The sequence below is a fragment of the Uniformispora flossi genome (assembly GCF_049534875.1).
Classification (GTDB): domain Bacteria; phylum Actinomycetota; class Actinomycetes; order Streptomycetales; family Streptomycetaceae; genus Yinghuangia; species Yinghuangia aomiensis.
Map to the genome: position 1 here is coordinate 84,080 of NZ_JBMULZ010000004.1, position 26,376 is coordinate 110,455.

General features: G+C 71.8%; 18 protein-coding genes and 1 riboswitch. Of the genes, 9 read left to right on the forward strand and 9 right to left on the reverse strand.

Annotated elements, in window-relative coordinates; all coding sequences use genetic code 11:
• Positions 1-163: 163 nt before the first annotated feature.
• Positions 164-2,374: a sensor histidine kinase gene (locus ACPA54_RS10235; RefSeq protein WP_423528373.1), complete on the forward strand. Its 2,211-nt coding sequence runs from the start codon at positions 164-166 to the stop codon at positions 2,372-2,374.
• Positions 2,371-3,030, forward strand: coding sequence for a response regulator (locus ACPA54_RS10240; RefSeq protein ID WP_423528374.1), 660 nt, complete (start codon positions 2,371-2,373; stop codon positions 3,028-3,030). The genes ACPA54_RS10235 and ACPA54_RS10240 overlap by 4 nt, the downstream gene beginning before the upstream one ends.
• On the opposite strand, the gene ACPA54_RS10245 is transcribed toward ACPA54_RS10240, so the two are convergent.
• Both ACPA54_RS10245 and ACPA54_RS10250 read right to left on the reverse strand, forming a co-directional pair.
• Positions 3,027-4,547, reverse strand: a complete 1,521-nt coding sequence (locus ACPA54_RS10245; protein ID WP_423528375.1) for a DUF5691 domain-containing protein — start codon at positions 4,545-4,547, stop codon at positions 3,027-3,029. The two genes, ACPA54_RS10240 and ACPA54_RS10245, sit on opposite strands and share 4 nt — an antisense overlap.
• A gap of 178 nt (positions 4,548-4,725) precedes the next feature.
• On the reverse strand, positions 4,726-6,111 hold the full coding sequence (locus tag ACPA54_RS10250) for an SWIM zinc finger family protein (protein WP_423528376.1): 1,386 nt from the start codon (positions 6,109-6,111) through the stop codon (positions 4,726-4,728).
• A 384-nt stretch (positions 6,112-6,495) separates the two neighbouring features.
• Between ACPA54_RS10250 and ACPA54_RS10255 the strand changes: the two genes are divergently transcribed.
• Positions 6,496-7,293, forward strand: a complete 798-nt coding sequence (locus tag ACPA54_RS10255; RefSeq protein ID WP_423528377.1) for an esterase/lipase family protein — start codon at positions 6,496-6,498, stop codon at positions 7,291-7,293.
• A gap of 284 nt (positions 7,294-7,577) precedes the next feature.
• Positions 7,578-9,335: a M23 family metallopeptidase gene (locus ACPA54_RS10260; protein WP_423528378.1), complete on the forward strand. Its 1,758-nt coding sequence runs from the start codon at positions 7,578-7,580 to the stop codon at positions 9,333-9,335.
• A 126-nt stretch (positions 9,336-9,461) separates the two neighbouring features.
• On the opposite strand, the gene pcrA is transcribed toward ACPA54_RS10260, so the two are convergent.
• Together pcrA and ACPA54_RS10270 are read right to left on the reverse strand one after the other, a co-directional pair.
• Positions 9,462-11,954: a DNA helicase PcrA gene (pcrA, locus tag ACPA54_RS10265; RefSeq protein ID WP_423528379.1), complete on the reverse strand. Its 2,493-nt coding sequence runs from the start codon at positions 11,952-11,954 to the stop codon at positions 9,462-9,464.
• 105 nt (positions 11,955-12,059) lie between these two features.
• Positions 12,060-12,419 (reverse strand): hypothetical protein, encoded by a 360-nt coding sequence (locus ACPA54_RS10270; protein ID WP_345673674.1) that lies wholly within the window; start codon positions 12,417-12,419, stop codon positions 12,060-12,062.
• A 227-nt stretch (positions 12,420-12,646) separates the two neighbouring features.
• A riboswitch (cyclic di-AMP (ydaO/yuaA leader) is annotated at positions 12,647-12,793 on the forward strand.
• Between the two features lie 8 nt (positions 12,794-12,801).
• Here ACPA54_RS10270 and ACPA54_RS10275 point away from each other — a divergent pair.
• The gene (locus ACPA54_RS10275; RefSeq protein WP_423528380.1) at positions 12,802-13,875 is read left to right on the forward strand and encodes a C40 family peptidase; all 1,074 of its coding nucleotides are present in this window, start codon (positions 12,802-12,804) and stop codon (positions 13,873-13,875) included.
• Between the two features lie 114 nt (positions 13,876-13,989).
• On the opposite strand, the gene ACPA54_RS10280 is transcribed toward ACPA54_RS10275, so the two are convergent.
• Both ACPA54_RS10280 and ACPA54_RS10285 read right to left on the reverse strand, forming a co-directional pair.
• Positions 13,990-14,658: a response regulator gene (locus ACPA54_RS10280; RefSeq protein ID WP_423528381.1), complete on the reverse strand. Its 669-nt coding sequence runs from the start codon at positions 14,656-14,658 to the stop codon at positions 13,990-13,992.
• Positions 14,655-15,923 carry an ATP-binding protein gene (locus tag ACPA54_RS10285; protein WP_423528382.1) on the reverse strand — a complete coding sequence of 423 codons (1,269 nt, stop codon included), beginning with the start codon at positions 15,921-15,923 and terminating at the stop codon, positions 14,655-14,657. The genes ACPA54_RS10280 and ACPA54_RS10285 overlap by 4 nt, the downstream gene beginning before the upstream one ends.
• Positions 15,924-16,057: 134 nt before the next feature.
• Here ACPA54_RS10285 and ACPA54_RS10290 point away from each other — a divergent pair, with 134 nt between their 5' ends.
• Positions 16,058-17,437, forward strand: a complete 1,380-nt coding sequence (locus ACPA54_RS10290) for a PspC domain-containing protein (protein WP_423528383.1) — start codon at positions 16,058-16,060, stop codon at positions 17,435-17,437.
• Between the two features lie 86 nt (positions 17,438-17,523).
• Entirely contained in the window at positions 17,524-17,778 is a 255-nt protein-coding gene (locus ACPA54_RS10295; RefSeq protein WP_423528384.1) for a hypothetical protein, read from the forward strand.
• A gap of 71 nt (positions 17,779-17,849) precedes the next feature.
• On the opposite strand, the gene ACPA54_RS10300 is transcribed toward ACPA54_RS10295, so the two are convergent.
• The gene (locus ACPA54_RS10300) at positions 17,850-19,088 is read right to left on the reverse strand and encodes a hypothetical protein (protein WP_423528385.1); all 1,239 of its coding nucleotides are present in this window, start codon (positions 19,086-19,088) and stop codon (positions 17,850-17,852) included.
• A 266-nt stretch (positions 19,089-19,354) separates the two neighbouring features.
• Between ACPA54_RS10300 and icmF the strand changes: the two genes are divergently transcribed.
• The gene (gene icmF, locus ACPA54_RS10305; protein ID WP_423528386.1) at positions 19,355-22,573 is read left to right on the forward strand and encodes a fused isobutyryl-CoA mutase/GTPase IcmF; all 3,219 of its coding nucleotides are present in this window, start codon (positions 19,355-19,357) and stop codon (positions 22,571-22,573) included.
• A gap of 6 nt (positions 22,574-22,579) precedes the next feature.
• On the opposite strand, the gene ACPA54_RS10310 is transcribed toward icmF, so the two are convergent.
• On the reverse strand, positions 22,580-23,713 hold the full coding sequence (locus ACPA54_RS10310) for an MFS transporter (protein WP_423528387.1): 1,134 nt from the start codon (positions 23,711-23,713) through the stop codon (positions 22,580-22,582).
• A gap of 222 nt (positions 23,714-23,935) precedes the next feature.
• Here ACPA54_RS10310 and ACPA54_RS10315 point away from each other — a divergent pair, with 222 nt between their 5' ends.
• Positions 23,936-24,532, forward strand: a complete 597-nt coding sequence (locus tag ACPA54_RS10315; RefSeq protein ID WP_423528388.1) for a Uma2 family endonuclease — start codon at positions 23,936-23,938, stop codon at positions 24,530-24,532.
• Positions 24,533-24,605: 73 nt separating this feature from the next.
• Here the strand turns inward: ACPA54_RS10315 and guaA are convergent, their stop codons facing one another.
• Positions 24,606-26,195 carry a glutamine-hydrolyzing GMP synthase gene (gene guaA, locus ACPA54_RS10320; protein WP_345673664.1) on the reverse strand — a complete coding sequence of 530 codons (1,590 nt, stop codon included), beginning with the start codon at positions 26,193-26,195 and terminating at the stop codon, positions 24,606-24,608.
• Positions 26,196-26,376: the final 181 nt, after the last annotated feature.

The following is a 26,376-nucleotide window of genomic DNA, read 5'->3' on the forward strand; positions in this document are numbered from 1 at the left end:
GGACTTGCGTCCCCCCTGGCGGCTTCGTACCGGACGCCTTGCCCGGTGACGTTCCCACTGTCCGAGGGACGGCGTCCCGGGCACCAGGGACATCCGCCCCCGATCCCCGGGATTCCCCCCAGGCCGTCTGTCGAGCGCCGCGGCACTGCGGCAGCATGACCGTGTGACCAGCCCACTCCCGCACCGAGCGCCCGACGATGCCGCCGTGGGCGCGGGGTCGGCGGCGCGGGCGGCTGCGGGCGCGGAATCGTCGGCCCTTCCCACCCGGGCGAACGGTGCCGCCGGCCACTCCCGGCTCGCCGATCCGGCCCCGGTACTCGCCCGAACAGCGATCGAGCCCCTCTCCGCCGATCCGCCCGTCGGCCGCATGCGGGCCGCTGTCCGGCGGGTTCCCGAGCGGGTGCTGGTGCGGGTAGCGGCGGTGCTGGCCGTGGTGTCGGTCGTGTCGATGGCCGTGTATCCGCTGTGCCATGCGTGGGTGGGGCGGCGCGTCGACCTGATGCCGTTGTCGTACGGCGACGTGGTGCTGGGGTCGGCGTGGCCGGTGATCGGGGCGTTCGTGGTGCGGGGGCGGCCGCGGAATCCGGTGGGCTGGCTGCTGATGGTGCCCGCGTCGTACGGCCCCTACCTGCTGATATCGCTGTACGGCGTGACCTCCGCGCGCATAGCGGACGCGCCGCTGCCCGGCGGCAGTGCCGCGCTGTGGCTGGGGACATGGGGGTTCACGCAGTACTTCGTCGTCGTGCCGATGCTGCTCCTGCTGTTCCCGGACGGGCATCTGCCGGGCCCGCGCTGGCGGTTCGCCGCGTACGGGATCTTCGCGCTGGCCGGGATCGCGGCGCTGGCCGCGATGCTGCACGAGGGATCGGTCGACGTCACGGAGGAGGCCGCCAATCCGCTCGGCATCCCCGGCACCGGCTGGCTGCGCTACATCGTCGTCGTCATCGCGTTCACGACGCTGTTTCCGGGCACTTTGCTAGCCGCCGGGTCGGTGATCGTGCGGACCAAGCGCGCCGTGGGCGTGCAGCGGGCGCAGTTGCATTGGCTGGCCCTCGGCGGCATCGGCATGATGCTCTTCTGGGCGGTGTCGTTCATCCTCACCGGGTGGCAGCTCACCGAGGGCTTGTTCGCGCTCGGGCTGCTGTGCCCGCCGGTCGGCATCGCCGTCGCCATGCTGCGGTACCGCATGTTCGACGTGGTCGTGGTCCTCAACCGGACCGTCGTGTTCATCGTGCTGACCGCGCTGATGGTCGGCGCGTACGCGGGACTGGTGCTCGGGGTCGGCCACTTCGCGCCGAAGTCGACGGTGGGCATCGTGGCGGTCGCGGTGGTCGCGCTGCTGGCCGCGTTCGGGCGGGACGCGGTGCAGAAGGGCGTCGACCGGTGGCTGTTCGGGCACCGGTACGACCCGTACGCGGTCGTCGCCCGCGTCGGACGGCATGTCGCGCCCGCGTCCGAACCCACCGAGGCACTGCAGCGGCTCGTCGACGCGCTGCGGAAAGCGCTGCGGCTGCCGTACGTCGCGTTCCACGGGCACGGCGGTGTGCAGGCGGTCAGCGGCGACCCGGTGGCGGGCTGGCGGGTCGTCCCCGCGCCCGCACTGGGCCAGGACATCGGCGAACTCCACGTCGGTCTGCGGCCCGGCAACGAACGCTGGACCCCGGAGGAACAGGCCGCCGTCGAGGAAGTCGCCGCCCGCGCCGCGACCCTCGCCTATGCGGCAGGCCTCGTTGCCGACGTCGCCCGCAGCCGCGCCCGCATCGTCGTGGCGCGCGAGGAGGAACGCCGCCGCCTGCGCGCCGACCTCCACGACGGCGTCGGCCCGGCCCTCGCCGGCACCGCCCACCAACTCGACTCCCTCGCCCGCCGCATCGACGCCGCCGGCCACCCCGACCTGGCCGACCGCGCCCGCGGCATCCGCGACCGGCTCCGGCAGACCGTCACCGACCTGCGGTCGGTGGTGCACGGGTTGCGGCCGCCGATCCTCGACCAGCTGGGGGTCGCCGGTGCGCTGCGCGACCTGGTCGCGGGGTACGAGACGCCGCACTGCACCGTCGACCTCGGCCCCGGGCTGGACACCCTGCCCGCCGCGGTCGAAGTCGCCGCGTACGCGATCGCCGCGGAGGCCGTCAACAACGCCGTCCGGCACAGCGCGGCCGGGGAGCTGCGGCTGTCCGCCGCCGTCCGCGCCGGGACGCTCGTCGTCGAGGTAGCCGACAACGGCTGCGGTATGCCCGTCCATCCGCACGCCGGCGTCGGCCTGCACAGCATGGGCGAACGCGCGGGCGAAGTCGGCGGCCGCGTCGACGTCCTGCCGACACCCGGCGGCGGCACCATCATCCGAGCGAGCCTCCCGGGAGGACAGGAACAGTGAGCAACACGGTCCGAGTGCTGGTGGTCGACGATCACCCGGTGTTCCGCGCGGGCATGGTCACGGTGCTGGAGGACCTCGACGACCTTGACGTCGTCGGCCAAGCCGCGGACGGCGCCGAGGCCCTGGCGGAAGTCGAACGCTTGGCACCCGACGTGGTCCTCATGGACCTGCGCATGCCCGGCATGGGCGGCCTGGAGGCCACCGCCCGCATCGGCACCACGCACCCGGCGACCGCGGTGATCGTCCTGACGATGGACGAGGACGACGACTCCGTGTTCGCCGCGCTGCGGGCCGGCGCTCGCGGCTACCTGCTGAAGGAGGACGACGGCGACGACATCCGCCGCGCGATCCTCGGCGTGGCCCGCGGCGAGGCGGTGTTCGGCCCGCGCATCGCCCAGCGGGTCCTGGCGTTCTTCGCGGGCGCCCCGGCACACACCCGCGGAGCGGTACCTTTCCCGCAGCTCACCGACCGCGAGCGCGAAGTCCTCGACCTGCTGGCCCAGGGGCTGGACAACCCGTCGATCGCCCGGCGGTTGGTGCTGTCGGAGAAGACGGTACGGAACCGGGTGAGCGACGTCCTGGCGAAGCTCCGGGCGAGGAGCCGCGCGGAGGCGGTGGCCATTGCACGCGATGCCGGGTTGGGGACGGCGGGCTAGGGCACGCCCCCACCCCCGAACTCCCCCCGCATCACCGCGCGCTCCCGCAGCGTGCCCGCCAGTTCGCCGAACGCCCTCCCCCAGTACCCGTCCTCCCCCGCCTTCGCCGCCAGCTCCGCGAACTCCTCCGCCATCGCCGGGTCCAGGGACCGGGCCGCCAACCCCGTCACCCCGCTGAAGCTCCACGGGTACGCCGACTCCCGCGCGGCCTGGGACAGCGCGTCGGCGACCGCGCGTCCGAGCGGCTCCGGCCATACCGCCGGGCAGCCGGCGAGCAGTTGAAAGGCCTCCGACAGGCCGTGCTCGCGGACGTGGTCGGCGACGTGCACCGCGCGTTCGGTCACCGGGAGTACCGACAGCAGCCGGGTCGGGGCGCCGCGGCCGACCTGGGCTCGGGCCCAGGCCACGTCGCCTTGGGTCACGGCGGCGCGGGCCCAGCCGTCGCGTATGTCCCCCGCGGTGCGCCGGGGCAGCGGGCGCCGCAGAATCTCCGCGGGTGTCTCGCCGAAGATCTCCGTCCACACCGCCAGCGGGGTCGCGGCCACGATCTCGCCGAGCCACCATGCCCGTTCCTCGCGGCCGGTCGGGGACTTCTCCGCTATGCCGTCGCGCCGCATCGCCTCGTCGCAGGTCTCCGGCGGCACCACACTCACCCCCATCGCCGGGTGCACGCGCACGCACGCCCGTGCCCGGTCGGCCATCCGCCGGGCGAATGCCGACTCGGGCAGCGCCGACAGCAACGCCGCGGCCCCGGCCCGCACCGCCTTGCCGCGGTCGTCCAACGCCGCTTCCAAAAACGGCTCGTCCGCGGTGGACAGCCCCACCCGCAGCACCGCAAGGAACTGCGCCCGGTCCTCCGCAGGTTCGCCCCGCCACGTGGTGGCCAGCAGTTCCCGCGCCGCGTCGGCATCCCGCTCCCGAAGCGCGGTCACGTACGCGAGCCGCTCCCCGAAAAGCCCGTGTTCCCATACCCCGCCGTCGGGGGCGAGATCGGCGGCGGATATCCGCGTCAGCCACGTCCAGTCCGGGTTGAGCTGGGCCAGCCACCGCCCGCGGGGGCCGGCCAATGCCGCCACGTCCTCGCGGAGTTCGGTATGCGCGCGAGCCAGGTCGAGCAGCGCGGGGACTTCCGGCTCGGGGGCACGGCAACCGCGGGCCCGCGCCTCGGCGAGCCACTCGGGCAGCAGTTCCGCAATGGCCGTCCGGCGCTCGCCCGTGCCCGAGCCGAGCAGCACCCGCAGCCGGGCGCGGGCCCGGTCGGGCACACCCGGCCGGGGGTCCGCAGCGCTGCGCGGCGGGAGTCCGGCCCCGGTGCCCGGCAACCGGCCGGCGCGGCGGTGGACGACGAGCAGCGCCGCGAGGTCGAGCAGCCGTTCGGCCGGATCCGTGTGCCCGACCGCGGCCGCCGCGGCGCCCAGCGCACTGCCCGGCTCGATCTCCGGCACGCCTCGCTTCGCGGTGCCGACGAGTGCCGTCGAGACCAGGTCGCGCCACAGGACTTCGGTGTCCGCGGTCATGGTTTCCCCCGTTCGTTGCCTGCCCGAGCCCGGGCAAATCACCTGACCGATAGGAAATCAAGAAGCTCCGACATCCGCGACCAAGCCTGTGGATATCCACCCGCCTGGGGACAAACAGCCCACATCAAGGCAGCACGACAACCACACGAACGCCCGGTCACCAGCCCGCGGACGGGCCTTACAGCGGCACGGCCCGTCCCTCGTGCCACGCCGTCACCGGCGCGAACCCCCGCGCCCCGTACTCGCCGAAGACCGTCATCCCCGCCCCTCCGGACATCGCCGCGAGACGCCACAACGCGTCGTCCTGGGCACGCCCCCGGTCGACCGGCAGCCAGAACCCGTCGCTCGACACGACCCGCCACCCGAGCACATCGGGCACCGCGGCTATATCGGACAAGACCACCGGCCACGTCTCCAGCCACGGTTCGGCACGCAGCGCCTCCGCGTACGCCAACGCGGCCGCCTCCGCTCCGCAGCCCGCCGGCACTTCGGCCGGCTCCGGCGGCCCGTGCCGCTCGGCAAGGTGGGCGCGCAGCGGCGCCGCCGCGTCGTGGAACACCAAGTCGGCTTCCAGACGGGCCCCGACCGGCAGCGCGAGCGGCGGCGCCTGTCCCGAGCTGCCGAACGCCATCACCACCGCGGTACGGCCGGACTTCTCCCCGCGCAGCCAGATCTCCCGCCGCGTCAGCTTGTCGTCGTCGCTGTCCCGGCTCCCCAGCACCGTCCAGTGGTCCCGCACCGCGGAGCCTTCTTCGGCGGCGCGGCGCACAAGGTCCGCGGTCTTCTGATCCCAGCCCAGCCGCGTACGCACGGTCGCGGCCAAAGCGGCGTCGTTCTCGTCCAGCGCCCCAAGCCGATCGTGAGCACGCAACAGCAGCCACATGGCCGCGTAGTCCTCCAGCAAATGTCCCGGCCAGCCTTCGCCCGAGCCTGGCCGGGTCGCCGCATGGCGAAGCTGCCGTGCGAGGCCCTTCGCCTGCGCGTCGACCATCGCCGCCGCCATCGCCTCGAACGGCGCGTAGCCGGTGCGGTCGGCGCCCGCGAGCCCGGTGGAGACCTGGTCGGCGAGCCACCGGCCCAGCTTGTCGACGCCGTCGGCGACCTTGGCCGCGTGTTCGTCGGCACGCCGCTGCGCGGCGACCGGGTCCGCAGGCCCGTTCGCCTGGCGGGTTTCCCGCTGCTTCGCGCGCTCTTGACGACCCATCAGCCAGGTGGCGGCCCAGTCCGGCGCGTCGGTGGTCTCGGCGACGCCGTCGGCGGACCAGAGCAGCAGCAGGCCCAGCGTGTGCTTGCACGGCAGCTTGCGGCTCGGACACGTGCAGGACCACGCCGGTCCTTCCAGGTCCACCACCGTGCGGTACGCCTTCGCGCCGCTCCCCTTACACAGCCCCCACACACTGCTTTTGGCGGCCTTACCACCCTCATCCCCAGCGTCCTGGAGGCATATCTCCCCTGCCCCCAGTCCGGTCCACGGCCCGGGGGCCGCCAGTTTCGATCCGGCCTTCTGCGACGCGGCGTCGGGTGCGAGTCGGAGCACCTGATCCGCGGTCCAGCGTTCCAGCATGACGGTCACGGTACGGCGTGGGACCGACAGCTGTATCGCCGGTCCGGAAACAACCTGCGTGACGCTGACCTCAGGAAACCGCCCGACGTGCGCCGAGGGACGACCGCTCAAGGGTGGCGAACACGCCACTCCTTGGCGCAGATGGGCCGCGGTCAACCCCGCGGTCAACCCCGCCGCCGACCGCGGAGCAGGGTCAGACGTTCACGAAATCGCTTGTCCCGTGCGGCAATCCGCGAATACCCGGGTGTTAACAACATGTTTCATCCCATTCCCCCCGGGGATACCGACGAGTAGGACCGCGTTCGCGCTCCCCCTTCCGGAGCCCGGCGCCCGCGGCGACGCCGCCCCCGCGCCCATCCAGCCGACCCCGCACGGAGGTACGTCATGCCCGCATGCCCTGGCCCCGTGCTGGGCGCGGTCCGCGAACTCGCCTGGCTCGTCGGCCACCTGGCCCTCTACCCGACAGGCCTCTTCACCCCGCCCCCGGCACGGGAGCCGGCACGCGAAGCCTCCGCCGGCGACGGCCGCACCACCGCCCCGGTCGTCCTCGTCCACGGCCTGGCGGACAACCGCTCGATCTTCGCCGTACTGCGGCGGGCCCTGCACCGGAGGGGCTTCACCGACATCCACCCCTTCGACCACAACCCGCTCGGCGGCGACATCCGCAGCAAGGCCGAACTGCTCGACCACCACATCGCGCGGGTGTGTGCGCGGACCGGCGCGCCGTATCTCAACGTCGTCGGACACAGCCTCGGCGGCCTGGTCGCGCGCTATCACGCCCAGCGGATCGACGGCGGCGCACACGTCCGCACCGTCGTCACGCTCGGCACCCCCCACCGCGGGACACTGGCCGCCCATCTCCTCCGCGCGCACCCCTTGGTCCGCGAACTGTGCCCGGACAGCGCCGTCGTCGCCGAGCTGGCCCTGCCCGCACCGGACTGCACCACCCGATTCCTGGCCTATTGGGGCGATCTCGACCCGTTCGTCATTCCCCTGACATCCGGGGCAATCGACCACCCGGACCTCGATGCCGCGAACATCCGGGTCTCCGGCGCCGGCCACCTGACGCTGCCCGCCTGCCGCTCCATCGTCCTCGACCTCTGCACACTGCTGACCGGCACGCACAGTGCCGACCACCGCGAGGCCCTCGACGCCGCCGCCGCCACGCCGCTCGCCGCCTGACCGCGGTGCCTCGTGGAGCGTGCGACACGCTCGGGACGCGCGAAGGAAACACCACTGCGCATCATCAATGACGCGTCAGAAGACACGGCCGCAATCGTCAATACCTGATGAAGACGCGCCCAACACGCCATCGCGTTGCGCCGATTGCCCACCTTTCATCCGTTCGGGTGAACGAGGTGTAGCCCCACGGGTGAGTCGAGTCGGATTGTCCGCGCCGCATATCGAGGGCTAGAGTCCCGGTTTGATCGCACATCGCTAGTACCCCCGACACGAAGGCGACTCACGTGACCGACGGCCGCTATCCGGACGGAGTCCCCTCCAGTCCCGGCGCCCCGGACAACGGCACGGCCTACGGAACCGCCACGTACGGCAGCGGCGACTACCCCGCTTACGACGCCTCTTACGGCAGTGGCGGGTACGCGGTCCCGGCCTATGAAGGCACCTACGGCTCCGGCACCTACGCGGCCAACGGCTACGACAGCGGCGCGTGGGCGACGGGCGGCTACGAGGCATCGGCCTACACCCAGGACGCCTACGCCGGCACCCAGGACGCCTACGCCGGCACGCAGTCCGGCTACGACGCATCCGGCGGCTACGCCGCGGTGGCCTACGACGGTTCGAGCGGCGCCTACGCCACTCCCGCCTACGACGCCTCCTACGACAGCGGTGGCCACCCCCCCTACAACAGCGGCGCCTACGACACCACCGCCTACGCGTCGTACGACACCGGCGCCTACGGGCAAGCGAGCGTTCCGCAGCAGGCCTCCTACGAGACCGCCGCCTGGTCCACCGACACCATGACGGCCGCGCCGGACGCGCAGCCCGCCACCTGGTCCGACGACCCGTGGACCGCCGAGTCGACCGGCACCGCCTGGTCGGCGCCCGCGCCCGACATGTGGCACGGCGACAACCGCCGCAGCGCCGACGCGTTCACCGACTCCCGCAACGGCGCGCAGACCGCCGACTGGTACGACCAGCCCACCGCGCTGCAAGAGCCCGCGGACTACCCGGCCTGGTCGGCCCCCCGCACGGACCACGAAGACGACCCGGGTGCGACGCAGTTCGTCACCGCGGTCGACAGCGTGTCGCCGATGGTCCAAATCGACCCCGACAACGACGCGCGCACTCCGTCGACGCCCGACGAAGAAGGCACCGTCGCCTTCGCCGCGATCTACCTCGACGACGACACTGCGGCCGGCAAGGACGACAAGTCCGGCACTTCGAACGCGAACAAGGAAGCCAAGAGCGGCAAGGCAGAGAAGGCGGAGACCCGTGCCGCCGTCCTGACCGCCGACGCGGCCAACAGCCGTGCCGAGCGCCGCAAGACGACGCGCCGCTCCCGGCCCCTGGCCCGGGTCGCCGGCGGCTCTCTCGCGCTCGTGGGCGTCGCGGCGGTCGCCGTGGCGGCCGCCGGCGGCATCCAGGCCGCCGACAAGCAGGACCAGGCCGACAGCCCGGTCGCCGCCGGTGCCGACGTGCCGCTGGCCGCGTCGCCGCTCGACCAGCAGTTCGCCGACCTCCGGGACGGCGCCGAGGACTTCGCCGGCCGGGCGAGCCGCGAGCAGACCCGCATCGCGCTCCAGGAGCGGCAGGAAGACCTCGCCAGGCAGCAGGAAGAGGACCGCAAGAAGCGCGAGGCGATGCGGCCCAAGTTCGTGCTGCCGGTGCAGCCGGGCCTGTCGGCGTACTTCGGCCAGGCAGGCGGGCGCTGGTCCCATCTGCACACGGGCATCGACTTCCCGGTGGACCGGGGCACACCCGTCCGCGCGGTCACCGACGGCGTCGTGCGGACCGAGGTGAACTCCGCCTACGGCAACATGGTCATCCTGACCGCGCCGGACGGCACCGAGACCTGGTACTGCCACCTGACGCGGGCCAAGATCGCTTCCGGGCAGGTGAAGGCGGGCGACGTCATCGCCTACTCCGGCAACTCGGGCAACAGCACCGGCCCCCACCTCCACCTCGAAGTACGCCCGGGCGGAGGCGCACCTATAAACCCCATACCGTGGCTGCGTGCCCGCGGTCTCGACCCGACGGGCTGACCTGACGTCAGTCAATCAGGCCGGACCGACACGGCATCTCCGACAGACACACGATGGGCGGCGCTCCCGCGAGGGAGCGCCGCCCATCGTCATGTGCCCACAGGGGCTACAAGGGCCTACCCGGCACTACAGCTTCTCCACCGGCGCATACCGCAGCAGCAGTTGCTTGGTGCCGGACGCGCCGAAGTCGATGCTCGCCTGAGCCTTGTCACCCTCGCCTTGGGTGGCGACGACAGTGCCGAGCCCGAACTTGTCGTGCGTGACCCGGTCGCCGGCCTTGAGGACGATCACCGGGCGGTCCACGATGCGACTCGGCCCGCTGAGCCGGCCGTTCGCTCCCGCGGACCGCGGCGCGGACACCGCCGAACGCGTCGCGGACAGCGTCTTGGCGGCGGACGGCGGCTTCCCACGCCACTCGACGAGCTGCGCCGGGAGTTCCTCCAGGAACCGCGACTGCGGGTTGTAGGCGGGGGCACCCCAGGCGCTGCGGATGCGCGCGAGAGTGACGTACAGGCGTTCCCGGGCACGCGTGATGCCCACGTACGCGAGCCGCCGTTCCTCTTCGAGCTCCTTGGTGTCGCCGAGCGCCCGCATGTGCGGGAAGACACCGTCCTCCAGCCCGGTGAGGAACACGACGGGGAATTCCAGGCCCTTGGCGGTGTGCAGGGTCATCAGGGTGACCACGCCGCCGTCGTCGTCGGGGATCTGGTCGGAGTCGGCGACGAGGGCGACCTGCTCGAGGAAGTCGGCGAGCGTGCCCTCCGGGTTGGCCTGCTCGAACTCCAGGGCGACCGCGGCGAGTTCCTGGAGGTTCTCGACGCGGGTCTCGTCCTGTGGATCGGTCGACGCGTGGAGTTCGGCCAGGTAGCCGCTCTGTTCGAGGACGGCTTCCAGGACCGTGGCGGGTCCGGCGCCGCCGTCGACGACCGCGCGCAGGTTGTCGATCAGCTCGACGAAGCCGTTGACGGCGTTGAGCGAGCGGGTTGCCAGGCCGGGGGCTTCCTTGGCGCGGCGCAGGGCGTCGGCGAAGGCGATGCGCTCCCGGGACGCGAGGACCTCGACGCAGGCTTCGGCGCGTTCGCCGATGCCGCGCTTGGGCACGTTGAGGATGCGCCGCAGCGAGACGACGTCGTCGGGGTTGGCGAGCAGCCGCAGGTAGGCGAGGGCGTCGCGGACTTCCTTGCGCTCGTAGAAGCGGACTCCGCCGACGACCTTGTAGGGCAGGCCGACGCGGATGAAGACCTCTTCGAAGACGCGGGACTGCGCGTTGGTGCGGTAGAAGACCGCGACCTGGCTGGGTGTGATGTCGCCGGTGTCCGTGAGCCGGTCGATCTCGTCGGCGACGAACTGGGCTTCGGCGTGCTCGTCGTCGGCTTCGTAGCCGGTGATCGTGGCGCCTTGGCCGGAGTCCGTCCACAGGTTCTTGGCGCGGCGGTTGGTGTTGCGTTCGATGACCGCGTTGGCGGCGGCGAGGATGGTCTGCGTGGAGCGGTAGTTCTGCTCCAGCAGGATCGTCGTCGCGTCCGGGTAGTCCTCCTCGAAGTCGAGGATGTTCCGGATGGTCGCGCCGCGGAAGGCGTAGATGGACTGGTCGGCGTCACCCACCACGCACAGCTCGGCGGGCGGCACCTCGGCGAGGCCTTCCGCGTCGGGGTTGACGAGGTCGCCGTCGACGGTGCGCTTGGGGGCCTGTCCGGCGGCGCCGCCGACCAGCTCGCGGACGAGCGCGTACTGGGCGTGGTTGGTGTCCTGGTACTCGTCGACGAGGACGTGCCGGAAGCGGCGCCGGTAGTGCTCGGCGACGTCGGGGAACGCCTGGAGCAGGTGCACCGTGGTCATGATGAGGTCGTCGAAGTCGAGCGCGTTGGCCTGGCGCAGGCGCGACTGGTAGAGCGTGTAGGCCTCGGCGAGGCGGCGCTCGGTGTCGTTCTGCGCCTGGGCGGCGAACGTCTCGGGGTCGATCAGCTCGTTCTTCAGGTTGGACACCTGCGCGTTGAACTTGCGCGGCGGGTACTGCTTGGCGTCCAGGTCCAGGTCGCGGCACACCATGGCCATCAGGCGCTGCGAGTCGGCGGCGTCGTAGATGGAGAAGGTGGAGCTGAGGCCGAGCTTCTTGTACTGCTGGCGCAGGATGCGGACGCAGGACGAGTGGAACGTCGACACCCACATGGCCTTCGCGCGCGGCCCGACGAGGGCTTCGACGCGCTCCTTCATCTCGCCGGCGGCCTTGTTGGTGAAGGTGATGGCGAGGATCTGCCCGGGGTGCACGTTGCGGGCGCCGAGCAGGTACGCGATGCGGTGGGTCAGCACCCGGGTCTTGCCGGAGCCGGCGCCCGCGACGATGAGCAGCGGGGAGCCTTCGTGGACGACCGCGGCGCGCTGCTGCGGGTTCATGCCGTCGAGGAGGCGGCTGGGGTCCACGGCGGGCTTGGGGGCGCCGTTGCGGTAGTACTGCTCGCGCGGCTCGGCGGGCGGGTCGTAGGCGCCGTCGAAGAGGTCGTCGGGTACGGGGTCGTACTCGGGCGGCGGCGGGGGGACGTCGTCGTGCGCGGGTTCGGGGGGCAGCGGGATGTCGGCGTCGAACCCGGGCAGCGGCATGTCGTCGAAGAGGTTGCTCATCGTCTGCCGAGTCTACGAGCCGCGCGGGGTGCCGCGGCGCGCGACCGGGGGATCCCGGGGCGGCCGCGGCGGCGGCGACGGCGTCGGGGCCGGTTCGGGGCGAACTCAGGTCCACATGACGGCGATCGCGATGTTCGCGATCGTGAGCAGGCCGATGGCGCCGAAGACGCGGGTGTCGACCTTGTCCTTGCCGCGGTTGGCCCAGGCCAGCAGCAGGATGACCACGAGGACGGCCATCTTGGTGCCGATCTTGGCGTTGTCGACGGGCAGGTCGAGGGCGCTGCTCTTGCGGACCGCGACGAGGGCCAGGCCGGTGACGAACATCGTGAGTGCTCCGTGCGTCACGGCGGGGGTGATCCGGACGTCGCCGGTCTTCATCCCCTTCATCTGGGTGAGGAATCCGCCCAGCAGCGCACCGATCCCGACGATGTGCAGAACGACCAGGAGTTGCCGGACGACGTCCACAGAGTGCTCCTCAGGCTCGGTTTCCGATTGAGCCTACAAAAATCACAATCCGGACATCGAAACGGGTCCCAAAGTAAAGAATTGGTAACGTCCGCGCGAAATCCGCGACCCGCATGGGGGCCGTGACACCCCTGTGACTATTGTTCTCGGCCAGGCGGACGTACCCCCGTGCTCCACCCGGAGCGCACGCCCGCCACCGCCGAGTTCGGTATCGGCCGTGCGCCCGCCCCCCGTAGGCGCCCGGCACGCACCGGAGCCGGGGACCCACGTGTCACCCGAGGCGAATCGGCTGCCAGGGCCACCTGGCGTGCCGTAGGGCGTCTTCTTCCGCCCGAGCCTGTCAGCTAACCCGGTAGGCGGCCGAGGAAGGAGTGACGCTCGCGTGGCGTCTCATCGTCGTCCTGCGCAGAACCGCCGGTCGAAGGCGCTCACCGCCTCCCGCGGCGCTGCCACCTTGGCCACCGCCGCGGCCACCATGACCGGTGTCATCGCGTTCGCCGGACCGGCCAGCGCCGACCCCACTCCCACCTCGGCCCAGGTGCAGGAGCAGGTCAACCAGCTGAACCGCGAGGTAGGCAAGGCGACGGACGTCTACAACGGCGTCCAGGAGAAGATCGAGAAGCTCCAGAAGGAATCCAACGCCACGCAGGACCGGGTGGCCGAGGAACAAGCGTCCATGAACGCGCTCCGCGACCAGATCGGCCTGATCGCCGCGGACCACTACCGCAACGGGGGCCTGCCGCCCGAGCTGCAGCTCGCGCTGAGCGGCGACCCGGCGGACTACCTCAAGCGCGCGTCGATGCTCGACCAGCTCGACTCGCAGCAGGCCACCCGGCTCCAGCAGCTCGCCGCCCAGTCGCGGATGCTGCAGCAGGACCGCACCGAGGCCTCGACGCAGCTCGCCGAGCTGGAGAAGCTCCGCAAGGACCTCAACGAGAACAAGAACACCATCCAGGAGAAGCTCAACAAGGCCCAGCAGCTGCTCAACACCGTCTCGGCGGCCGAGCGCAAGGCCATCCTGGACTCCAACGACCACACGAACGAGCGGACGGACGACCGCAGCTCGCGCGACAACGCGCGCACCGACCTGCCGAACGTCCCGGCGTCCGAGCGGGCCGCCAAGGCCATCGCGTTCGCCCGCAACCAGCTCGGCAAGCCGTACGGCTGGGGCAAGGCCGGACCGTCCTCGTTCGACTGCTCGGGCCTCACCCAGCAGGCGTGGGCCGCGGCCGGCGTGAAGCTGTCGCGCACCACGTGGGACCAGGTCAACGACGGCCCGCGGGTCGCCAAGTCCCAGCTCCAGCCGGGCGACCTGGTGTTCTTCAACAGCGACAACAGCCACGTCGGCCTCTACATCGGCGACGGCATGATGATCCACGCGCCGCACACCGGCACGGTCATCAAGATCGCACCGATCAGCGAGATGCCGTTCTACGCGGCCATGCGCCCGGGTTAAGCCGATCGCGCCCGCAACAGCCCACGGTGCCCCGTCCCCCGTATTGGGGGGACGGGGCACCGTCGCGTTTCCCGGGCCTCCTCCGGCGTCGCCTGACCGCCGGGCGGCCCGGGACTAGACCAGGCGCCGGTCGGTGGCCCAGCGGGTCAGCTCGTGCCGGTTGGACAGCTGGAGCTTGCGCAGCACCGCCGACACGTGCGTCTCGACGGTCTTGACCGAGATCACCAGCCGCCGCGCGATCTCCTTGTACGCGTACCCGCGCGCGATCAGCCGCAGCACCTCGCGCTCGCGCTGGGTCAGCCGGTCGAGGTCCTCGTCGATCGGCGGCACGTCGGTGGCCGCGAACGCGTCCAGCACGAACCCGGCGAGCCGCGGCGAGAACACCGCGTCGCCTTCCGCGACCCGGCCGACCGCGCGGACGAGTTCGTCGCCGGTGATGGACTTGGTGACGTAGCCGCGCGCCCCGCCGCGGATCACCCCGATCACGTCGTCGGCGGCGTCGGAAACCGACAGCGCGAGGAACCGCACCCGGGCCTGCACGTCGGCGCACTGCTTGAGCACCTCGACACCGCCGCCGCCGGGCAGGTGCACGTCCAGCAGGACGACGTCGGGAAGCTGCTCGCGCACCACCGCGACCGCCGACGCGACGTCCTCGGCCTCGCCGACCACCTCGACGGCTTCGCCGATCTCGGCGCGCACTCCGGTGCGGAACATCCGGTGGTCGTCGACCAGCACGACCCGGACCCGGCCTCCCGGTGTGGATTCGCTCGCGGCTTCACTCACGACTTGCTCCTGTTCGCCTCGCTGCGAGCCATCTCCAGCTCGACCTCGGTGCCCTCGCCGGGTTCGCTGCGGATCACCGCGGTGCCGCCGTTGCGGCGCATCCGCCCGAGGATCGACTCTCGCACACCCATCCGGTCCTCGGGCAGCGTGTCGGGGTCGAAGCCGGGCCCGCTGTCGCGCACGAACACCGTCACGACGGTGTCCTCCACCTCGGCGAACACCTGGATCGGCGCGGCCGACGCGTACTTCGCGGCATTCACCATCGCTTCGCGCGCTGCCGCGAGTTGGGCGGCCAGGCGCTCGTCGACGGCGCAGTCGCCGACCGGCACGATCTCGATGGCGACGCCGTGCATGTCCTCGACCTCGGCGGCCTCTTGGCGCAGCGCCGTGGCGAAGGTCCGGTCGGGCTCCTCGCCGTCCGGCCGGTACAGCCAGGCGCGCAGTTCGCGCTCCTGGGCGCGGGCGAGCCGGGCGACCTCGCGCGGGTCGTCCACGTGGCGCTGGATCAGGGTCAGGGTGTGCAGCACGGAGTCGTGCACGTGGGCGGCGACCTCGGCGCGTTCCTGCGCGCGGATGCGGGCGCGGCGCTCGGCGCTCAGCTCGCGGGTCTGGCGCAGCAGATAGGGGCCGAAGATGACGAGGAGCCCGAAGAGCAACAGCAGCGCGCCGCGGAAGGCCGCGAACACGTCGCCGAGGCCGCCGCGGTAGGCGACGAAGAAGCCGATGCCGGTCGAGAAGACGGCGACGCCGATGGCGGTGCGGACGATGCCCAGGGTGCGCCGGCGGCCGTCCAGGGACAGCCAGCGGGTCCGCTGCGCGTCGTCGGCCTGCCGCCACACCAGGGCGACGCCCGCGGCGGCGACCAGGAGCGGCCAGATGACCGCCTTTCCGCTCGCCGAGGTGCCGCCGATCATCATCAGCATCGTGAACGCGAGCAGCAGCGTGACGATGGCGAGCGCGGCGTGCCGGCGGCGGCGTTCGCTCGCGGTGGGGACGGGTGGTTCGGCCGGGCCACCCTCCGGGACGTTGAGCCACAGCAGCCCGTACACCGCGACGCCGATGCCGGTGCCGGTCAGCACGGCGAACCCGACGCGTATCCACACGACGTCGATCGCGAACTGGTCGGCCAGCCCGCGGGCGACCCCGGCGACGATGCGCCGCGAGGGGTTCCGGTAGAGCGTGGGCGCGGCCCGGGGCGCCGGGGTGGGGGGCTCGGCGGGGTTGGCTGGGCGCGCGGGCTGCGCGGGGGGCGGTGCCGTAATCACGCGACCGATCGTCACACGCGGCGGGCCCCGGGGACATCAGGGTCCGACCCTGATTCCGTCTCGGGGTCGGCTCCGGGTACGACCCGGGGCCTTCCTGATAGGCGCGCCCGCGCGAGGCCGACACGATGGATCCCATGAGCGACCCCACCTCGACATCCACGCAGACCCCGCCCCCGCCGGGTGCGGACGGCGGCAGCCCGCCGCTGACCCGCGACACCCACGACCGTGTGGTCGCCGGCGTCGCCGGGGGCCTGGGACGCCACTTCGGCGTCGATCCGGTGATCTTCCGCGTCGTGCTCGCCGTGATCGCGCTGTTCGGCGGCCTCGGCGTCCTGTTGTACGGCCTGGGGTGGCTCCTCATGCCGTCCGACGACCGTCCGGTGCCGATGGCCCGCGACGTGCTCAACGGGCACAAGGTGAAGGAAGCCGTGCCCGCCATCGTGCTGACCGCGGTCGGCATCGGCACCTTCTTCTCCTACTTCGACGACGGCTTCATGGGCACCTGGCCGCTGCTGATCGTCGCCGGCATCGTGCTCGCCGCATCCCGCAAGAAGAGCCTCGCGGACGCGGTCGCGGCGGCCTCGCGGCGGCCGGAAGGCGACGCCGCCGAGTTCGCCGCCGCCCCCACCGCCCCGACCGCGCCCGAAGCCGCGGAGGCGGGCGGCGGTCCGCCGGTGGCGCCCGGACCGGCGCCGTGGTGGCAGCGCAGTGGGGCACGCGGCGGGGCACCCGAGCCCAAGCCGCCGGCCCGACCGCGCAAGCCCGCGTCCTTCCTCGCGCCGGCTGTCGTCTCGGCCGCGGCGTTCGCCGGGGGGCTGATGTGGTGGCTCGACTCCACCACCGAGTTCCACGTGCAACTTGAGGTCGGGATCGCCGTGATGCTCGCGATCCTCGCCGGCGGCCTCCTGCTCGGAGCCTTCTTCGGGCGTGCCCGGTGGCTGATCCTTCCGGCCGTGGTCCTGGCGGGCGTGCTCAGCATGCTGGCGTACCTCACCGTGCCGTTCACCGGCAGCACCGGGCAGGAGACGCACACCCCGGCGACGCCCGCGGCCGTGCAATCGCCGTACCGCATGAAGTTCGGCGACCTCCGCCTCGACCTGAGGCAGCTCGACCCGGTCGACGGCACGCGGATCACCGCGAGTGTCGGTGTCGGGAGCCTCCGGGTGTCGCTGCCCGACGACGTGCGTGCGGTCATCACCGCGAAGAGCGACATCGGAATGGTGCAGGTGGTCGGCCGCGACAACAACGGTCTGAAGGTCTCGCGCCAGGAGGTCGTCGAGCCGGTCCGGGGCACCCTACGCGGCACCGTCACGCTGGATCTCCGGGTCGGAATCGGTGAAGTGGTGGTCTACCAGGAGGGCGCGCCGATCAGGTATCTCCCGCCGACACCGCCGGCCGCGCCCACGACACCCGCCGTACCTGCCGTGCCGGCACTGCCCACTGCGCCTGAGGCGCCCTCGGTGCCCGGCGCCCCTGCGGACGTCGCTCCCCACGCGACGGTGTCCGCCGGATGACCACCACCGACACGCCCGAACCCGGTGGTCACCACCACCGCCCGCCTACCGCTCCCCCGCAGGCCGATTCCCCCAGGAGGGTTTCCGTGGAACGCCACGACTTCGACCCGATGGCCCTGATCGCGGGCGCCATCTTCATGGCGATCGCCGTCATGTATCTGCTGGACGCGCACGGTTCGGTCGACGCCCGTCCCGGGGTCACCCTCGCGCTCGCGGTGATCGGCGTCGGCGCTTCCGGCCTGGCCGGCGCGGTGTGGGCGATGGTGTCCCGGCGGAAGCGCCACACCCGCGAATTTGCCGCGGCCGACGCCCCGTCCGCGCCCGTCGACCTCAGCAAGTAGCAGCCGCACACGACGGAAATCGGGGGACGACCATGCACCGGCGGACGCAGCCGAGGGGCCCGGCGTACGGCTCAGTCGGCGATCTCGATCTCGTACGGGTTGGACTCCACTCCCGAGGCCGAGACGACGCACAGTTCCACCCGGCCGGGCTCCACGTCCAGCGGGATCGGCACCACGACCACCGCATCGCACGGGTTGGCGAAGCCGGTCTCCGTGGGGACCAGCGGGGCGTACTGGTGCATCGCACCGAACCGCACCACCACGCGGGCGAGTTGGTCGGGTTCGCGGACTCCCGCGCCGACCAGGTTGGTGCCGCGGATCTCGATGTCGTCGCCCTGCCGCAGCGCGTTGTCGAGGCTGCCGGGCACGTGCACGCGCACCACCGAGAGGATGACCGGGCGGTTGTTCTCGGTGAGCTTGGCGGCCAGGTACACCACCGCGGAGATCCCGGCGAGCACCACCAACGTGGCGGGGGCGTCCGGGAGTTCCTCCGGATCGCGAGCCAGGCCGACCAGCAGGAAGCCGGCGGCGACCAGGTTCACCAGGATGTACTGCGCATCGGCGAGGGCACTGCGGCCGGTGTCGTCGGTGACCAGGTCGCGCAGGAACGCCCGGTCGGCGTAGGGCTTCTGCAGCACCCGGCGGTTGACCTTGTCGCCGACCAGCCGTCGGACCAGCACCGCGACGAACAGCGGTACGGCGACCAGGACGATCTGGTCGGCCGCGACCTCGCCGAGGTGGTGCAGCAGCTCGGACCGGTCGCCGGGGCGGGAGGCGGCGGCAAGCCGGACGGCGAAGAAGACGAACACGTAGGTGAGCACGACGGCCCACAGGGCGGCGACGGCCTTCGAGGTGGACAGCCGCCCGTCGAGCCCGCGCACCGGCGCGTAGAGCCCGGCGCCCTCGCGGGTCCAGATCGCGACACCGGACAGCACGGCGACGGTGACCGCCGCGGCGGTGAGCGCCGCGGTGCGGGCCACCGTCCAGCCGGGGCCTATCGCGGTGAGGGCCTGCACCAGCACCAGCACGACCACGGCGGCCCACAGCCCGGCGAGGGTTCGGGTGCCGAGGAGGCGCAGCGCGGCGCGTCCGTGGGCGCGGCGCCGGGCGGCGACATCCTGGGAGAGGCCGCGCAGTTCGTCGTCGATCCACTGCCGGGTGGCGAACTCCGAGGGCGCGACCACGGCGGGGACGCCTTCGCCGCGGGCGAGGGCACGCCGGTGCTCGTCGAAGCCCTCTTGGGCGCGCCGGTACTCCTCGCGGACCACGCAGTGGCAGTCCGGTCCGTGCACGCTCAGGCCGTGCGCCATCAGGAACCCTCCCCTGGGAACGGCGGCGCGGCCGTCGGATGCACGCCGCCGCGCACCGGACGCGCACGTGGGCGTCGTGCTGCCGGAGGGCGCCGGACGTACGGGAATCGCACCTGCCAGGGGGCATTCTGCCGTATTCATCAGCCCCAGGAATTCACTCTCGCCACAGCTTTCTTACCGTGGGAAATAGTTGGACTTCCTAGTATCTTGAGGGGAGAGCCCTACGGCTCCTTTCCGCGCCATTACGTGTGTCCTCGGAGGCTCAGGTGCCCCTGTACGTCCCGGTTCGGCCCGTGCGGTTCGTCACCGCGTCCGCGCTCTTCGACGGGCACGACGCGGCGATCAACATCATGCGGCGGATCCTCCAGGCGCAGGGCGCCGAGGTGATCCATCTGGGCCACAACAGATCGGTGAGCGAGGTCGTCGACGCGGCCCTCGAAGAGGACGTGCAGGGCGTCGCCATCAGCTCGTACCAGGGCGGCCACGTGGAGTACTTCGAGTACCTCGTGGAGCGCCTGCGCGAGCGCGGCGCCGGGCACGTCAAGGTGTTCGGCGGCGGGGGCGGCGTCATCATCCCCGAGGAGATCACCCGGCTCAAGGCGTCCGGCGTCACCGTGTTCTCCCCCGAGGACGGCCAGCGGCTCGGCCTCGCCGGCATGATCAACACGCTGATCGAGGCGTGCGACGTCGACCTCGCCGAGCGGCCGGCCCCGCTCGACGCGCTGCTCGCCGGCGACCGCGCGGCCCTCGCCCGCACCCTGACCGTCGTCGAGAACCGCGGGCTGGACAACGCCACCCGGCAGGCCGTCGCCGAGGCCGCGGGCGCCCGCCCCGTCCCGGTGCTCGGCATCACCGGCACCGGCGGCTCCGGCAAATCGTCGCTCACCGACGAACTCGTCCGCCGGTTCCGCACCGACCAGCAGGACAAGCTCCGCATCGCGGTACTGGCCGTCGACCCGACCCGGCGGCGCGGCGGCGGCGCCCTGCTCGGCGACCGCATCCGGATGAACGCGCTGGACGGCGAACGCACGTTCTTCCGCTCCCTCGCCACCCGCAAGGCCGGCGCCGAACTCCCCGAGCGCATCGACGACCTGCTGCTCGCCTGCAAGGCGGCCGGCTACGACCTGGTGATCCTGGAGACCCCCGGCATCGGCCAGGGCGACGCCGCGGTCACCCAGCACGCCGACACCTCGCTGTACGTGATGACGCCCGAGTTCGGCGCCGCCTCGCAGCTCGAGAAGATCGACATGCTCGACTTCGCCGACGTGGTCGCGATCAACAAGTTCGAACGCCGCGGCGCGGAGGACGCGCTGCGCGACGTGTCCCGCCAACTCGTCCGCAACCGCGAGGCCTTCGGCTCCCGCCCGGAGGACATGCCGGTGTTCGGGACGAGCGCGGCGACGTTCAACGACGACGGCGTGACCGCGCTGTACCAGCACCTGGCCGGCCGGCTCACCGACCACGGCCTCCCGCTCGTGCCGGGCGTCCTGCCGCACGTCGAAGGCCGCACCTCGACCGGCGCCGCGCACATCGTGCCCGGCTCGCGGGTCCGCTACCTGGCCGAGGTCGCCGACACCGTCCGCACCTACCACGCCGACACCGCGACGCAGTCCGAGGCCGCCGCCCGCCTCCAGCGGGTGTCCTTGGTGCGCGCCGAACTCCCCGAAGCCGTCCCGTCCGTCGAGGCCCTGCACAAGGACGCCGAAGCCGCCCTCTCCCCCGCGGACCAGGCGCTGCTGGACGCCTGGCCGGCCACCGTCGAGGCGTACTCGGGCGACGAGCAGGTGGTGCGTATCCGCGACCGCGAACTGCACACCGCGCTGACCCGCGAGTCGCTGTCCGGCAGCAAGATCCGCCGGGTGGCGCTGCCCCGGCACACCGACCACGGCGCGCTGCTGCGCTTCCTGCGCGAAGAGAACCTGCCGGGCTACTTCCCGTTCACCGCCGGGGTCTTCCCGTTCAAACGGGACGGCGAGGACCCGGCGCGCATGTTCGCCGGCGAGGGCGACCCGTTCCGCACCAACCGCCGCTTCAAGCTGCTGTCGCACGGGAACGAGGCCACGCGCCTGTCGACGGCGTTCGACTCGGTCACCCTGTACGGCCGCGACCCCGACGAGCGCCCGGACATCTACGGCAAGGTCGGCACCTCGGGCGTCTCGGTGGCCACCCTCGACGACATGAAGGCGCTGTACGACGGCTTCGACCTGACCGCGCCGTCCACCTCGGTGTCGATGACCATCAACGGTCCGGCCCCGACGATCCTGGCGTTCTTCCTCAACACCGTCGTCGACGCCGAACTCGACAAGTTCCGCGCGTCCGAGGGCCGCGAACCCACCGTCCCCGAGGCCGAGTCGATCCGCGCGACCGCGCTGGCCACGGTCCGCGGCACCGTGCAGGCGGACATCCTCAAGGAGGACCAGGGCCAGAACACCTGCCTGTTCTCCACCGAGTTCAGCCTGCGCATGATGGCCGACATCCAGGAGTGGTTCATCCGCAACAAGGTGCGGAACTTCTACTCCGTCTCGATCTCCGGCTACCACATCGCCGAAGCGGGCGCGAACCCGATCTCGCAGCTCGCGTTCACCCTCGCCAACGGCTTCACCTACGTCGAGTCGTACCTGGCGCGCGGCATGGACATCGACGACTTCGCGCCGAACCTGTCGTTCTTCTTCAGCAACGGCATGGACCCGGAGTACTCGGTCCTCGGCCGGGTCGCCCGCCGGATCTGGGCCATCGCCATGCGGGACCGCTACGGCGCCAACGAGCGCTCGCAGAAGCTGAAGTACCACGTCCAGACGTCCGGCCGGTCGCTGCACGCGCAGGAAATGGACTTCAACGACATCCGCACCACGCTGCAGGCCCTGATCGCCATCTACGACAACTGCAACTCGCTGCACACCAACGCGTTCGACGAAGCGGTCACCACCCCCACCGAGGACTCGGTCCGCCGCGCGCTGGCCATCCAGCTGATCATCAACCGCGAGTGGGGCCTCGCGATGAACGAGAACCCCCTGCAGGGCGCCTACATCATCGACGAACTCACCGACCTCGTCGAAGCCGCCGTCCTCGCCGAGTTCGACCGCATCAGCGAACGCGGCGGCGTCCTCGGCGCGATGGAGACCGGCTACCAGCGCGGCCGCATCCAGGACGAGTCGATGCTGTACGAGCAGCGCAAGCACGACGGCACCCTGCCGATCGTCGGCGTCAACACCTTCCGCAAGCCCGACGCCGACGACGCCCCGCACGGCCCCCTCGAACTCGCCCGGGCCACCGAAGCCGAGAAGGAGTCCCAGCTCACCCGGGTCCGCGACTTCCGCGCCGCCCACCAGTCCGACGCGGCCCGCGCCCTGGCCGCGCTCAAGCACGCGGCCACGCACGACGAGAACGTCTTCGCGGTCCTGATGGACGCCGCGCGGGTGTGCACGCTGGAGCAGATCACCAACGCGTTCTTCGAGGTCGGAGGCCAGTACCGGCGGAACGTGTAGCGGCCGCTACGCCGACTCGGACGCCGCGGCCGGCACCGCGGGCTCACCCCCGCCCGCGACCGGCCGCGTCCCCGTCCGCATCACGCCCGCCCCCGCGGCAAAGCCCACGGTCAGCGCCGTCACGACACCGAACGACACGGCCAGCGACGTCGCGTGCGCGATACCGCCGATCAGCGACGGCGCCACCAGACCCGACGTGTACGTCACCGTCGCGACACCCGCGATCGCCTGGCTGGTGTTCGGCCCACTGCGCCCGGCCGCCGCGAAAGCCAGCGGCACCACCACGGCGACCCCCAGCCCCAGGAAGGCGAACCCGGTCATCGCCACGGCCGGATGCGGCGCCGCCACCACCAGCAGCCCGCCCACGGCGGCGAGCAACCCGCTCGCCCGCACGGTCCGCACCGCTCCGAACCGGTCCACCACCCGGTCCCCGACCAGCCGCGCTACGGCCATCGTGAACGCGAACCCCGTGGTCGACGCGGCCGCCAATCCCGCCGACGAGTCCAGGACGTCCCGCAGGTACACCGCCGACCAGTCCAGACTCGCGCCCTCCGCGAACACCGCGCAGAACGCGACCCCGCCGATCAGCAGCGCCGACTTCGGCGGCAGCGCGAACCGCGGCGGCGGGTCCTCCTCGGGCTCCGCCCGCACGTCGAGCACGCCCTGACAGGCGATCAGCCCCAGGCCGGTCAGCACGAGCGCCGCCAGCACATGGTGCAGCCGCGCATCGACACCGAGGTGCGCCGCCAGCGTCCCGACGCCGGAGCCCACCAGCACCCCGACACTCCACATGCCGTGCAGACTCGACATGATCGACCGGCCGAGCCGGCTCTCGGTCTCCACCCCGATCGCGTTCATCGCGACATCCGGCATCCCGGCCGCCGCCCCGTACACGAACAGCGCGGCGCACAGCACCACGAGATTCGGCGCCAGCGACGGCAGCACGAGCGCCAGGCACCACAGCGACAACAGCCCCCGCAGCGCGGCCCTCCCCCCGAACCGGTGGCTGACCGTCCCCGCCAACGGCATGGCCAGCGAGGCCCCCAGCGCCGGAAACACCAGCGCCAAGCCCAACAGCCCGGCCCCGACCCCGACGTGGTCCTGGATCCACGGCACGCGCGTGGCGAAGTTGCCGGTCACGGCTCCGTGCACACAGAACACGGCAGCAATCGCCCACCGCGCGCGACGGATCCGCCGCGCGTCATCCACGCCACCAGCTCCTCCGGCCTTCGTCACTTTGCTCACACACTCCACCCATCCATCCAACCAACCGACTCATTCGAACGAGTGATCCATGGGTGATTCCCTGCGCAACGGCGCCAGTACGCCCTGTGATGGGTATGTCTCGATGGAGGAGGGCACATGACCGTCATGGTCGAAGCAAAACCGGACAACCACATCCCCGATCTCCTCGATGACTTCGACACGGAGTTCTTCCGCGTCGAGTACGTCGAGGGGAGGATCACGGTGACGCCGTCGCCGGCGCATTACCACGAACACATCACGCACAACGTGCTGTGGCAGCTGTGGCAGGCCAACATGATGAATTCCGGGATCGGCGCGCGGGGGTTCTGCAAAACGGCCAACTGCGGGGATACCGCCAAAGGCAACCACGTCATCCCCGATTTCTGGGCGGCCCGGCGCGACTTTACCGAGCAGGAGATCACGGCTTCCGAACTCCACAGGAACTGGATCTCCGCCGATGCTCTCGACCTCGTCGGCGAGGTCACCAGCACCCACCGCCGCGCCGACACCCGCGACAAACTCACCGCCTACTCCCGCATGTCCATCCCCCACTACCTCCTCATCGACCGCACCGAGCACACCGTCACCCTCTACTCCGACCCCACCGGCGACGTGGACGTGCCCGCCTACGGCACCAAGCACACCGTCAAGTTCGGCGACCCGGTCCCGATGCCCGACGGCTACCCGACCCTCGACAGCACCACCTGGCAATAAGCCGAAACGGCCCGCCGTCCCCGGAACTTCCGGGTACGGCAGGCCGTTTTCACGTCTTATGCGGGCGCAGGGGTCACTCCCACTCGATCGTCCCCGGCGGCTTGCTCGTCACGTCGAGGACCACGCGGTTGATCTCCCGGACCTCGTTGGTGATCCGGTTCGAGATGCGGGCCAGCAGGTCGTAGGGCAGGCGCGACCAGTCCGCGGTCATGGCGTCCTCGGAGGACACCGGGCGCAGCACGATCGGGTGACCGTAGGTCCGGCCGTCGCCCTGCACGCCCACCGAGCGGACATCGGCCAGCAGCACCACCGGGCACTGCCAAATGTCGCGGTCCAGGCCCGCCTTCGACAGTTCCTCGCGGGCGATCGCGTCGGCGTCGCGGAGGGTTTCCAGGCGGTCGGCGGTCACCTCGCCGATGATGCGGATGCCGAGGCCGGGGCCGGGGAACGGCTGGCGCCACACGATCTCGCTCGGCAGGCCGAGGGCCTCGCCGACCGCGCGGACCTCGTCCTTGAACAGCTTGCGCAGCGGCTCGATGAGCTGGAACTGCAGGTCTTCCGGCAGCCCGCCGACGTTGTGGTGCGACTTGATGTTCGCGGTGCCGGTGCCGCCGCCGGACTCGACGACGTCCGGGTAGAGGGTGCCCTGCACCAGGAACTCGACCTGCTCGCCGTGCGCGCCCGCCTCGGCGACGACCTCGGCCGCGGCCTGCTCGAAGACCCGGATGAACTCGCGGCCGATGATCTTGCGCTTCTCCTCGGGGTCGGTGACCCCGGCGAGCGCGTCGAGGAACCGTTCGCGGGCGTCGACGACCTTGAGCGAGACGCCGGTGGACGCCACGTAGTCGCGCTCGACCTGGTCGGCCTCGCCCTTGCGGAGCAGGCCGTGGTCGACGAACACGCAGGTGAGCTTGTCGCCGACGGCGCGCTGCACGAGGGCTGCGGCGACCGCGGAGTCGACGCCGCCGGACAGGCCGCAGATGACGTGCTTGTCGCCGACCCGGGCCTGGATCTCGTCGACCTGCTCGTCGATGACGTTGCTCATCGTCCAGTCGGCGTGCAGTCCGGCGCCGACGTGCAGGAAGCGCTCCATGACCTGCTGGCCGTACTTCGAGTGCAGCACCTCGGGGTGGTACTGGACGCCGTAGAGCTTGCGCTCGTCGTCCTCGAACGCCGCGACGGGCGCGCCGTCGGTGGTCGCGGTGACCGCGAAGCCGGCCGGGGCGGCGGCGACCGAGTCGCCGTGCGACATCCACACGGACTGCGCGGCCGGCTGGCCGTCGAAGAGCGTGGACGCGGTGTCGGTGACGGTCAGGTCGGTCGCGCCGAACTCGGCGAGGCCGGTCTTGGCGACGTCGCCGCCGAGCGCGCGGGCCATCGCCTGGAAGCCGTAGCAGATGCCCAGGACCGGGACGCCGGCCTCGAACAGCGCGCGGTCGACGCTCGGGGCGCCGTCCGCGTACACCGACGACGGGCCGCCGGACAGGATGATGGCGGCGGGCTTCTTCGCGAGGATCTCGTCAACCGGCATGGTGTGCGGGACGATCTCGCTGTACACCCGGGCCTCGCGCACGCGGCGGGCGATGAGCTGCGCGTACTGGGCACCGAAGTCGACGACGAGAACGGTTTCCGTTCCGCTCGCGTCCGGACTGGTCGAGGTCACGAAGGGCCTTCCGGCGATGGTGCGGGGGGTCGACCCCAATTCTACGGCCCGCCCGGGAGGCCCCCGGGCCCACCCGGGAACCGGCCGCCGCGGGCCCGCGCCAACCGTTCCGGTCTCGGTATCCGGATGGCGCTGGCAGCGCTGCGTGACGGCACGGCATACTGGCGGGCATGTTCACGGC